Here is a 13,789-nt window from a genome sequence, read left to right as displayed (position 1 = left end):
CTCTCTTATTTGAAAGTTTTCCAAAACATTTCTTTAGGAGCACTCTTGTCTGAAAACCCTTGTCCCCGCTCAGTTTGAGCTGATAGGGCTCGATTCTCTGTTAAAACGGGCCGCCGATGCAGTGCCGGCAGCGGCAAAGGCTTTCTTCTGATCGGACGATCAGCCAAGTCATCCCAGGCTTCTAAAATCAAGTGGGCATTCGTTCCTCCATCGGCAAAACAATTGATCGCTGCAGCCGGCGTTTTCTCTTTCCACTCGGCTTGTGTTTTACAAAAATACAAATCCGTTTCCTCAATATTAAAATGCGTCATTTTCTCATCACCTGACAGGAACGGAACCAATTGTCTATGTTTCAGCATCAAAGCGACCTTAATCAGGCTTGCTATCCCTTCTGCGCATAAAGGGTGGCCGATGTTAGGTTTAACCGACCCCAATCCTAATGGAGCATTGCAGCGGGAACGGTAAATCGCTTGAATCGCCTTAAGCTCAAGCAAGTCCGTCACAACTGAACCAGATCCATTTGCTTCGAGATAACTGATTTCTTCAGGCTTTTTGCCGCTTTTCTCAAGCGCCGACAGCATCACGTCCTTTTGCGCCTCAAGATTCGGTGCGGACGGGCCTGCCGTTCTTCCGTCATTGTTTACAGCTGCGGCTTTAATGACAGCATAAATGGAATCTCCGTCTTCAAGTGCTTGGCTGACCGTTTTGACTAAAACCATTCCCACGCCTTCTCCTAAAACGACGCCTTCTGCTCGCTTGTCAAATACGTGGAAAGACGGCTTGTCACTTAAAAGTCCGCGCTCCTGAAACATTCGATGTGCATCTGTATCGAGCAAACTGACACCGCCGACAACCGCTGCCTCGATATCTCCGCTTCGTAAAGCCTGAATGGCCATATTCATGCCGACCAATGCAGAGGAACAAGCTGTATCCAGTACAATACTCGGTCCTCGCAAATCAAAAAATTGTGAAATATTAGCGGCTAAATAGTTTTGACCTCCAGCCACAATTGGATTTCTCGCTTTTGAAAGACTGGATTGATCAGGCTTGTGCTGACTGCGTCCTCCTATATAGACACCAGCCCGCATGCCTTTCATTTCCTTTTCGGTGTACCCCGCGTGATACATCAGCTTCAGACTTTCTTCCAATACTGCCAAAGCCTGCGGGTCCATTGCTCTGACATCATCATCGGACATCAGGAAGAAATCAGGATCAAATCGGTTCAGGTCCTCGATTACCCCGGCATAATACGAGCTTGAATTGCCAAAGCGTTCATGCGGCACAGGTTTGATCTCTGATCGACCGTCACGTATTAAATCCCAGTATGCCTCCAGCGTTTCCGCTCCGGGAAATCGGCATGTCAGGCCAACGATCGCGATGTCTTCTGCATGAAGCGCCGGTTTTATATCGCTTGCCTTTTGCATTTGCTGTTTCGCCGCGGAACCCTGATCGGGCGGCAATGATGCCGCATCAGGCACATGTTCTTTTGAGTCAGCTGGATGTACAGCATCTGGTAAGGCAGATTTATATTCAGAAATCAGCCACTTTGCAAAAGATTCTATTGTGGGGTATTCAAATAAAATAGATGGATCGATATCTCCCTTTAACTTTTGATTAATCTGCTGTAATAGCTGCGCCAAAATAATCGAATCTACTCCGTATTCTTGAAAAGGCTCATCAGTTTCAAGGTCTCCGGCGCCTATCTTCAGCTCGTCAGAAAAAATAGTCACAAGCCATTCTACTGTTCCATGGAACAAGCTTTGAGCGCTGTCTGATTCTCTTGTCTCAGCACGTCGGAAAGCCTTATCCGTTAGTGAGTGCTGCATGAGCTTACCCGGCTGCCATACATCTGTATGGTAAATCGCGGGCAGGACAACAGCTTGTTGTTTTTCAGAAAGAATCTGATCCAGAAGCTGCAATCCCTCCTCGTTATTCAAGCCTAACAGTCCGGTCTGTTCTAAAGCTTTGCTTCGAACCTCGCCTAAGCCTGTCTCCTTCCAATTTGGCCACTGAATGCTGACGATCGGATATTTATCTTTATGTGATTCTGCAAAATAATCCATAAATGCATTCGCCATTGCATATTCAGCTTGTCCGGCCGCAAGCACAGGGACGGTCGCTGATACAGATGAAAATAAAACAAAGAATTGCAGCGGCTCATCCTTGAGCAGGTCAAATAAGGTTTGAAGCCCTCCGACTTTCGGCTCCAGCACGGCTTGAATTTCTTCTGCTGATTTTCTTATAAATGCCGGATTATGTTTATTCACTGCGCCGGCACAATGAATCGCTCCGCCAATCGCTCCCATCGTATGCTGAATCGTCTCGATGCTTTGTTTGACAGCAAGCGGATCGGATAGCTGAAGAGACAGTACTTGTACTTGAGCGCCCATTGCTTCCAACTCTTGGATGGCTTTCAATTTCTGAGCAAGCGGCGTGTTTTTCGCTTTAAGAAACTCCCACTGTTCACGCGGGGGCATGACTTCACGGCCGGTGAGAACCAATCGTTTCACCCCGTATGTTTGCACAAAATGACGCGCACACATCATTCCAAGCCCTCTTGTCCCGCCTGTAATCAACAGCACCTGGTCTGACGGAAACGATAATTCTTTTTGATTAACAGCATCTGCTGTTCGCTCGTCCAAATATGCACGATAACGCCGTCCGTCTCGATAACAAACTTCAGTGTCTGTACTGTCAGCATAAAATTCATCTGCAATCTGTCTGGCCAGCTCCTTTTCGGCTGTTACATGGTCTGTGTCCATATGTCTTGATGTAAGGTGACTGTATTCACTTTGGAGCATTCGGTAAAGACCGGCCCGGGAAGCACCGGACAGATTAACATCTTTATTATCGTAAGACTCGAGCCCCTTCGTCACACACAAGACAGTCAATTCTTGCTTGTGTTTACGGCCAAGCTCAATCAGTTTCTGCAGCCAACTGATCCAGTTTAGCGATTGCTCATGGCTCATTCCGCATCCGATCAAATCCACTGCTCCGCCGACATTTTCCCAGTCGGCGTCTGACAGATACTCAAGCTCTTGGCTGTCAATGATGCGATAGCTCGAGAAATACAGGGAAAGCTCTTCAGCCAATGACCTTGTTTCTGCGTTTGCCAATATGGCAACCGTTTGGCTCATACGTTCTGCTGATGCAATCGGGCAATCCTGCCACTGTTTTTGTAACAAGCTCTGTTTCGTAGGCCGTACAGCAGATGGCAATGCCGAACGGCTGTCTTTTTCTGCAGCATCTTCAATTGGGAGCCAATAGTATTCTTCTGCAAACGGATAAGCAGGCAGACTGATTCGGCGAGGCATGTGTTTGCCATAAAGCTCGTTCCAGTTTATTCGCAATCCTTTTACCCATAATTCTGCTAGCTTCTCCAGCCTTTTTTTCTCAATCCACGTTTCCAGCAGGATTTTGGCGTCATTATCTGTTTCAAACACTTTCATTTCACTTTTCTTCGTTTTGACATGCGCATCATAGATTTCCGTATTGGGAATATCTGCAATATAGTCTTCTAGCGTTTTGATAAGCATTTCTCTCGAATCAGCCAAAAATGCCATTCGGTAGTCCATTGGTTCCCGGCCAGTCTGAAGGGTATATGCCATATCATCCAGATTGATATCTTTATTAGAATCTGCGAAGTCTCTCATCGATTGGGCATAAGCCTTCAATTGCTGCCTTTTTTTCGCTGAGAGCACAAATAATTTTGAATGATGGCGATCTGGCAATGAATCATTGTTTCTATCAGACTGATATTCTTCAATCACGAGGTGGGCGTTCGTTCCGCTATATCCAAAAGAACTCACACAGGCCCGCCGCGGTTTTCTATCAGCCGTTTCCCAATGCTTAAGCTCAGTGTTTACATACAAAGGCGATTCTTCAAATTGAAAATGCTCATTAGGTTCAGAGAAGTTCAATGTAGGCACCAGCGTTTTATGTTTCATGCACATCAGCACTTTTTGAACACCGGCAACACCCGCTGCCGCTGATGTATGGCCAATGTTGCTTTTCACAGAACCGATCGCACAAAATTGCTTTTTGTCTGTTTTCTCTTTAAAGACGGTGGACAGCGCCTCTAATTCTATTGGATCTCCTTGTTTTGTTCCGGTGCCGTGCATTTCAACATAGCTAATGCTTTCAGGATGTATGCCATATGTCTCATATATATCCCGTTTCAGATCCATTTGGCTTTTCACGCTCGGTGCCGTAATTCCGTTTGTTTTCCCGTCCTGATTAATGCCCGAACCGATAATAACGCCATAGATGTGATCACGATCCGCTTCTGCATCTTTCAGCCGTTTCAAAACGAGCGCTCCTGCCCCTTCTCCGGGAACAAAACCATTTGCGCCATTATCAAATGCTTTGCATTGTCCATCAGGAGACAGCATGCCGGCCTCACACATACTGATGTAAGATTCCGGTGTCAGGTATAAGGTGACTCCTCCCACCAGCGCCATATCAATTTCTTTGTTTACTAATGCTTGACGCGCTAAATGTGTACCGACTAGTGAGGATGAGCATGCCGTATCGATCGGAATCGCCGGCCCTTTTAAATTGAGATAATACGGAATACGCGCTGCAGCTATTGCAAAGCTGTTTCCGGTGGCGCTTGCTCTTGCCTGATTCCGATTCAGCATCACTCCGTATTCATTGCTCATAATGCCAAGATAAACACCGCATTTTTTATTGCTTAACGTTTGCGCATTATATCCGGCATCCTCGAATGCTTTATAGCCTTCCTGCAAAAAGATTCGATGCTGCGGGTCTATCAGTTCAGCTTCTGACGGCGGAATATTAAAAAACAGCGGATCAAAATGTTCAATATCATCCAGCATCCCCAGTGATTTGCAGTAGACTTTCCCCTTTTGATTCAGTGCCGGGTCATAGTATTTGTCTACATCCCACCGTGATTTCGGAATGTCACGGATCGCATTTCTTGCATTTACCAGATTGCCCCAATATTCTCTTACATCCTTGGCACCGGGGTATCTGCCTGCCATCCCGACTATGGCTATCGCATCGTCTCGGTAACCTTGATGAGAACGGTCTGGTTTCTGTTCAGGCGCTTTCATCGCTGGCAGCCGAACAGGCTGAATCGAACGCTCCGCGGGTTTCGCTTTAGCTGGTGCTTCAGACTGTTTATTCTCTTGGAAAAGCTCATCCGCTCTTTCTTTACTTCTATTACTATGATTGACAAGCTCGGCTTTTAACATATTTGCAAACTGACGAATTGTTGGATAATCATAAACTTTGGTAACTGAAAATGATGTGCCATATTGCTTATTGATTGCTTTTATCCATTCTAGTCCTGTAATGGAGTCCATTCCGATATCGATAAAAGTGTCATCGATATCGACCTCTTGGGAATCCATGCATAACACTTCAGCAATGCTTTCCTTTAATTCATCATTCAGTGTTTCAATTGTTCCAGCATATTGGCTGGAAGCAGATATTTCCGCAGCTGCATATTGAATGTCTTCAACTGGTTTCTGCTGCTCCGGCTCATGATGGCCTAAAGGCTGCAACGAAATATTATCCGGTTTAGATGAGATGGATTCCCGTTGTATCGGTGTATACGTCTCCTCTGATTTTTGCGGATGGTTTTCTGCATTTTCTCCATCAGCTTGTGTGCTTACTTCATCTTTTAAGAAAGCGGCAAAATCACGGATTGTCGGATAATCATAAACCTTGGTTACAAGAAGCGATGTACCAAATTTCTTATTGATTGATTTTATCCATTCAAGACCGGTAATGGAGTCCATTCCGATATCAATGAATGCCTCGTCCGGGTCGATTTCATTTTGATCCATATATAACACGTCTGCTAAGCTTGCCGTCAGTTCATCACATAAGACTTCAGCAGTTATGGTTTGCTGCTTTCTAACCGGCTGCAGCGGAACAGATGTACTTTGCGGTGTTTCCTGACTGCTTGCCATCAAAGGCTGCAACGAAATATTGGCAGGCTTACCGCTGACTTTTTCCGGAATAAATGGCTCTTGGATGACTGGCTGTGATGTGACAGCCGGCTTCACTGGTCTTTTTTCAACTGTCTTCACCACAGTTTCTTCTATCCAATAACGGTCTCTTGCAAAAGGATAGGCAGGCAAGCTGATACGGCGCGGCTTACCATTTTGATAAAGCATGTTCCAATCGATATTTAATCCTTTGACCCAGAGGTCTAAAAACTTTGCGAATTTTCCTTTGCGAACCCATGCTTCAATTGTCTTCGCCATATCTTCATCAGCCGCAAAAACTGCCATGGTTTCTTTATTTCGCTTCACTTGTCCCCGATATAAGTGTTCAATGTGTTCTTTTCCAGAGATAAAATCATTCAGCTTTTCTTTAAGCTCCTGCATATTTTCAGCCACAAACGCCAAACGCTCATTCATTGCTTCACGTCCAACCTGAAGCGTATATGCGATACGAGGCAGATCGGCTTCAGAATAACGCCCCTCACGGAGAGCATCCAGCAATCGTTCCGCCCGTTTTTGAAGTCTCTCTTCATTTTTTGCTGAGAGCACAATAACAGCCGCCTGTCCCGCTGAAGAATGCTCTGGCTCAGATTTGAAAGCATATTCTTCTATTAGAATATGGGCATTACCCCCTCCGGCGCCAAATGATGAGAGACCTGCGATTCGCGGATATTCAATTTCTTTTCCATTTACTTCAATGATCGGCTTCTTCCATTCTTCAAGCTCTTGCTGGACTTTGAATGGAGAATTAAAGAAGTCGATATTCGGATTCAGCACTTTTGAATGAAGGGAAGGCGCCAGCTGTCTGTATTTCATTTGAAGCAATACCTTTGTTAATCCCGCAATGCCCGCTGCACTCTCACAGTGCCCGATATTTGATTTGGCTGAGCCTATGGCACAAAATTGTTTGTCTTTCGTATGTTCTGAGAACACTTTAGCCAGTCCCGTTATTTCAATAGGATCTCCGAGTGAAGTGCCGGTGCCATGCGCTTCGATATAACTGATAGCCCGCGGGTCAATTTGCGCCTCTGTAACCGCCTTTTTAATGACCTCTGCCTGGGCTTTCGGATTAGGAACTGAGTATCCGTTTGTTTTTCCTCCGTGGTTAATGGCTGTGCCCTTAATGACTCCATAAATGTGATCGCCATCTTCAATCGCTTTGGACAATGGCTTAAGGAGTACAGCTCCAACGCCTTCTCCCGGCACATAGCCGTCTCCTCCCTGTCCAAAGCTTTCACACCTGCCTTTACTTGACATAAATTTGTTCTGTCCAAGCATCAAATATTTATTGGGGTGGATTGAAACATTGACTCCCCCTGCGAAAGCTGCCTCACATTCACCGCGCTGCAAGCTTTGGCAAGCCAAATGTATAGCGGTCAATGAAGAAGAGCACATCGTATCCAGAGCCATACTCGGTCCATGGAAATCGAAATAATAGGATACCCGGTTTGCTACAGAGGATGGATTTCCCGGTAAAGCCAGAGATCGGCCCCGCGCTTGTTCTTGCGCTCCGTACAGCTGATATTCTTCGTACATGACACCGACATAAACGCCTACGTTTCCGCCAAGTTCAGCATCCCGTTTACGTCCGAGGTGCTCTCTTGTATATCCGGCATCCTCCATCGTTTCGTAAACACATTGCAAAAATAAACGCTCCTGCGGATCCATTAATTTCGCTTCACGAGGAGAGATATGGAAAAATTGCGGATCAAACTTATCTACATCCCTAATAAAGCCTCCCCACTTGCTATACGTTTTTCCTGGTTTGTCCTTATCTTTATCGTAATAGAGACTGTGGTCCCAGCGGTCTTCAGGAATCTCGGTAATACAGTCGTGGCCGTCCCTCAAGTTTTCCCACAGTTCATGGATGTTGTCTGCTTGCGGATAGCGTCCGGAGATTCCGATAATCGCAATCTCTTCCGTTTCTTTTTCAGCAGACTGCTTTTGCCCATTTCTTTGCATGGGGACGAATCCGGACTTTCTGCGGCGAACCGGACTTTCTTTTTTCTCTTCGGTCTCAGAATCTGTCTTTCTATTTTTTTCTATTAAAGAAGATGTTTCTGATTCAATCCCCAAGATGTGTAACAGCTTTTCTCTATGTGATTCAGTAAAATACTGTGATAATGACCGAATATTGAGGTATTCAAAGAACAAGGTTTTAGACAATGAACCGAATACTTTTTCTAATTGTCCGGTAACATGCATGATCATAATTGAATCGATTCCGTAATCCTCCATTGGAGCTTCGGTGTCAATCTGGCTGACAGGCAGCTTTGTAACTGAGGAAAGCACACTCTTGAAATAATCCTCTGCTTTTTCTCTCAGCATCTCTTCGTCGGCTCCCATCACGGAACTCGCATTTTCAGTATGCTGAATTTCACTTTTGTATTTTCCATTTGGAGATTGCCCATTTCCTGTTTGATCCAAAAATGAATGGATTTTGCTTACAACGCCTGCAGCCACCATCAGCTGCGATTTTCCTGAGGCCCATCCATGGTATAATGCCTGAATTCCGTCATCTGCTTCCATGGCGACCATACCTGTATCTCTCGTCAGCACCCTTTCGGTTTCAGCATCAACATGCATGCCCCCGTCTTCCCACAGCGGCCAGCTCATGGAAAGGGTTTTCCCGTAGCGCTTGTGCTCTGCTGCTTGGACATTCCGGTACTCGCTGAATGTATTCATAAAAGCATTTGCCATTGCGTAATCTGCCTGTCCTGCACTTCCCACTGTCCCGGCATTTGAAGAAAAAAGGATAAAAAAGTCGAGCGGGATATCTTTCGTTGCTTCGTCAAGATGAATCAGACCGGTGACCTTTGGACTGATCACATCTTGAATCTCATCTTTCTTTTTCTTAATAATGAAATTATCTTTTATAATGCCTGCGCTATGAATGATGCCATTTAAGCCGCCATATTCCTCTTGAATCTCTTTCGTTAAAGCCATAACAGCTTCTTTTTCAGTCATATCGGTTTGTCTATAAACAACACGCGCGCCCATTTTCTGTAACCTCTGAAGCTCTGACTGCTTTCTTTCATTGAGCGGAGACCTGCCTGTGAGAATCATGACAGCCTCACGCGTTTTGTTTGCAATTTCATTTGCAAATAGGAAACCAAGCCCCCCTGCACCGCCTGTAATCAGATAAACCCCTTTATCCTTCCATGGCATGTCGGTGCCCGGTTGATCAGCTGCTGTCTCTTTCCATTTGCTTACATACCGTTTTCCTTTCCAATATCGGATATGGTTATCATGAGGATATTGCCTGCATTCTGATAATTTTTCAGCCAGATCGGTTGCAGATATGCCTGAATCAAATTCAATCAGCTGGCCATTGAATGCTGGGTTTTCCAGCTGGGCCGTTTTGAGAAGTCCCGCTAAGCCGTTTAGCAGTTGCGGTTCGTCCAATGCAGGAACAGCGACTTGAATGAGCACATTCCCGCCAGGCTTTGAGTTTAGCAGCTGTTGAATGTCTTCGAATAACTGTAAAGCATACGCTTTAAACCGTTCATGAACTGCCTGCCCGCTTATTTCTAATACCGTACAGTCAAACTTGTTCCGGATTCTTTCGATTTGCCTTTCTGTAATATCACAAACAATAACTTTATGCCTCTGATATTCCATTAACTCATTTTTCTCGGAAACAGCTGTTTCTTCCCATATATGCTCGAATAAAAGGATGCCAGTTGCTAAATCCGTCTCGTTTTCTAGAGTTCTGGCAGAATAACCTTTCATTCGCACGCATACCTGGCCCGCTTCATTACACAAATCGATGTCAAGCTTCTGAATACGATCCGCAGCGGTACTGTCCTCGCTGTATTTCACGCGGGCCCACATCGAAGTCCCACAATCTTTGAAAATTTGGACATCCTGCAATGCGAAAGGCAGCATTGCTTGGCTTTCTGTCAAACTGGCATCCTCTGTTCCAAGCCTCAGACCGATAGAAGCTTGAAATGCCGCATCAATCATGCTCGGATGCAAAATATAATGATCTTGGGTATATGAAACGACAGACGGCAACGTCAATTTAGCTAGAGCTTCGTTTGCCCCGACATATATAGTATCAATCGCTCTGTGGCCGTCACCGTACTCAATTCCCATTTCCGCATAAGCGTCATAGCATACATCAGGCGGCAGAATGCGTCTACTGCAGCTTGCTTTCACCTCTTCAATATTCAGTTTAGGAGCTTCTTCAGTCTGGCAAAGCACAACGCTTCCTTGGCCGTATATCACCGGTTCCTCCCCCGCACTGTCACTCTCCCTGCAGATTTCGAACAAAATATCACCATTGTCTTCCGGATAAAGGTGAACGTATATGTCTGATTGCAGATCTGTGACGGCAACAGGGCGAATCCAAACGATATCCTGAAGACGAATATCTGCATGCATCTGGTTCGCAGCTGCCTTTTCTGCAGCTGCCCGAACCATTTCTAACAAGGCTGCACCGGGTAAAATGTGCTGACCCTTAATGACATGATCCTTTAAGAAAAATTCACGCCCTGTGAACTCTGAACGAAAACGCACGCCCGACATGTCAGACACATTTTCGTGCAGGAGAGGATGAATGGCATGGCCTTGGGTCAAATTCTGTTTCGGCAAGTCAGTCTCTGTCTCTTTCTCCGGCACCCAATACCGCACTTTTGCGAAAGGGTATGTCGGCAAGCTGATCCGCTTAGGTTTGTTTTCCCCGTATAAGAGCTTCCAATCAACCGCAGATCCGCCGGCCCATTTTTCAGCGATCAGGTTTAGATTTTCTTGTTCCAGCCATTTATGTACTGTTTCCGCGGAAAGTGATATATCACCGGTTTCTTTTGTCATTCGGCCCTTCCAGCAATGCTCAATGGTTTCCTGCCCTTTTAGATATGCTTCTAATTGACCTCTCAATTCTTGAATCCCGCCTGCCAAAAAAGCAACCCGCTCTTCCATCGGTTCACGGCCAATCTGCAATGTATAAGCCACATCTCTGATTTCAATACCCTCATGAAGAAAATCGAGAAGACGTTCCGCATACACATGAAGACGTTCTTGATTCCGGGCAGAAAGCGGAATAATCACCGGTGTGGTGTCAGGTACAGACACGGTCTGCTCCGCTGCTTCAGGAATGTATTCTTCTAAAATCATATGGGCATTAGACCCCGTTGCACCGAACGAACTGATGCTTGCCCGGCGCGGATAGATGATTCCCTCACCATTCTCATTGATAACAGGCTGCTTCCAAGTTTCGGTTTTATGCTGTACATAAAATGGCGACTTTTCAAAGTCAACGTACGGGTTCAGCTCTTCTGAATGCAAAGAAGGCACGAGGGTTTGATGGTGAAGCTGAAGGGCGACTTTGCTTAAACCGCTGATACCTGCGGCGGATTCCGCATGCCCGATATTTGACTTGACAGAACCGATTGAACAGAACTGACGATCCTCTGTATATTGGCGGAACGCTTTTACCAGACCCTGTAATTCGATCGGATCTCCTAAAGACGTACCGGTTCCGTGCGCTTCCACATAACTGACAGTCCGCGGGTCAATCCCTGTTTTCTCCAAGCATGTCTCAATCAGATCAGCTTGTGAAACAGGACTTGGCACAGAAATCCCGCTTACAGTTCCTACATGGTTGACTGCACTTCCTTTAATTACTGCATAAATCCGATCTCCATCTTTCTCGGCCTGGAGCAAAGGCTTTAATAAGACCGCACCAATTCCTTCTGCCGGCACATAGCCGTCCCCATCCTTGCCAAACGTGCGGCAGTGCCCGTCAGTGGAAAACATATCCCAAACACCGTACGTCATATACTTATTCGGATGCAGAGAAAGGTTAACACCGCCGGCTAATGCGACCTCGCACTCTCCGTGTCGAAGGCTTTCCAACGCCAGATGTACGGCAGTTAAAGATGAGGAACATACCGTATCAACCGCCATACTCGGACCGTGGAAATTGCAAAAATAGGACACTCTGTTGGCAATTTGCGCGTAGTTGAGAGAGAGAGGGAACACATTTTCCTTCGATGCCGCTTCAGCACCGACTAATGTATAATCCTTATGCATGACGCCGGCAAAAACACCTACATGCTGTCTTTTGTTCCGTCCTCTAGGTGTGGCTAACGTCTTCGGCGTGTAGCCAGCATCCTCAATCGTTTCCCAGCATGTTTCTAAAAACAGCCGCTCCTGAGGATCCATTGTCTCCGCTTCTCTAGGCGTGATTCTGAAAAATTGGGGATCAAAGCAATCAGGATCATCAATAAATCCGCCCCACTTAGAAATGCTTTTTCCTGAAGGGGAGGTGATTCCTTCAAAGCGCCTCCAATCCCAGCGCGACTCGGGAATCTCGCTAATGCAATCCATTCCCTCTTTCAGATTGTTCCAAAAGTCATGAATATTGTTTGCCTTCGGGTACCGGCCCGCCATGCCGATAATCGCAATGTCTCCCTCCGCTGCCTTCAGAGATGCAGTTCGGGCAGAATCCTCATGTACACGTCTCTTCCGGCTTTCAGCAGTACCGCGATCGATTGCGCGAAAAGCGGCACGATTTCGTTCATTTTGACCAATAGAATGAGAGGAGGAAAAATGCTCACCGTACTCCTGGGCAAGAAACGCTGACAGCTCCGCAATCGTGGTATGCTCAAACAAGAGCGTCGGTGAAAGGCTCTCACCAATTTTGTCACTGATGGTTTCTACCACTTCAAGCAACCCGGAAGAATTCAGGCCCATTTGATAATAGCCGACCTGCTTTTCAATCTGTTCGACCGGCTTATTGATTTTGTCTGCGATTAATTGGCTGACGAATTGTTCAGCTGCCTCGTATGTCCCCGTACTCTCGGCTGACGATGACACCTCTTTGATTCCTTCTGCAGCCTGTGAAAATTCGGCTGTATCTTTTCTCGTCTCCTGGTTTTGAGGCAAATCCTTGCGGCCTCCATGAATAAGCTCTGCTTCACGCACTAATTTACTTGTGAAGTTTTTCAGTTCAGCCACCTTTTCTCCCGAAGCATTAAAAAATTCAAGCGTTACATAAATGAGCTCTTTTTCCTGACGGACAGATGAACGCTTAATTCTTGTCATGCAATGCGTCTGCAAAAGGGCTGAAGCAGAAAAAGATTCATAGAACAGAGGCAAAAACAGCCTCTGTTCCCCTTTAAGCAAGGATGTAAGCAAATTGTTGGCTCCCACTCCGCTCCCATCAATGAGAGCCGGATGAAACATAAAGCCTTCTGCATGAAGCATGGCTTCTGAGCCAAGAGAAAGATCAAGGAGCACACCGTCTTCCTCTTCATAAATATGTCCATTTGCTTTCATATATCCGCTATGCACAAGTTCCTGACGTCTGCACTGTTCATACACATCATCGAGCTGTACAATCGTGTCCGGAGTTGCTTTGAGGTGATTGAGCTCCAGTGTTTCTTCAAACAGTGCCGGCACGTCGGTGTGCATATCAGCCTTCATATAGAGCTTTTCCTCTGACGCTTCGTTATCACGGCGTTTTTCGAAGCCTTTAACTGATATTTGCCAATGCCCTTCATTTTTCTCGGTGCAATTGATATTGAGCATAATTACCGAATCCTGTCTAGCAGTCAACGGCTGGTAAATGGATAAGTTCCGCAGCTGAAGCTCTGAGAAGGAATAGCCGTGTTCTCTGAATATCTGGTAAATCATATCAATATAAGCCAAACCGGGAAGAACATGTTGTCCGTAAACCACATGGTGATAAATAAACGGATTTTTTAACGATAGAGTGAGTTGCTTCGTTATATTTTTCACGTTAGACCTCCACTTCATAAGTATCCCATATGTTTGCTGTGTCCATTTTTAAGGTCTCCTCTTCCGGC

General features: G+C 45.9%; 2 protein-coding genes (1 of these 2 only partly in view). Both read right to left on the bottom strand.

The window, feature by feature from the left end:
- Positions 1–5 precede the first annotated feature (5 nt).
- Positions 6–13,739 carry a type I polyketide synthase gene (locus tag WA325_RS00895; RefSeq protein ID WP_336183071.1) on the bottom strand — a complete coding sequence of 4,578 codons (13,734 nt, stop codon included), beginning with the start codon at positions 13,737–13,739 and terminating at the stop codon, positions 6–8.
- Positions 13,723–13,789: the 3' portion of an amino acid adenylation domain-containing protein gene (locus tag WA325_RS00890; protein WP_336183070.1), read on the bottom strand. It continues 15,086 nt past the right edge of the window; the window shows 67 of its 15,153 coding nt (coding positions 15,087–15,153); its start codon lies beyond the right edge, outside the window; it ends in the stop codon at positions 13,723–13,725. Before WA325_RS00890 ends, WA325_RS00895 begins: the two co-directional genes overlap by 17 nt.

The organism is Bacillus sp. 205(2023) (assembly GCF_037027485.1).
In the GTDB taxonomy this organism is placed as follows: domain Bacteria; phylum Bacillota; class Bacilli; order Bacillales; family Bacillaceae; genus Bacillus; species Bacillus halotolerans.
This window is presented reverse-complemented; position numbering and strand designations above follow the sequence as displayed.

Bases quoted from the DNA above. Each gene is read 5' to 3' on its own strand.
- WA325_RS00895 (WP_336183071.1), bottom strand. From the start codon at position 13,739: ATGAAGTGGAGGTCTAACGTGAAAAATATAACGAAGCAACTCACTCTA.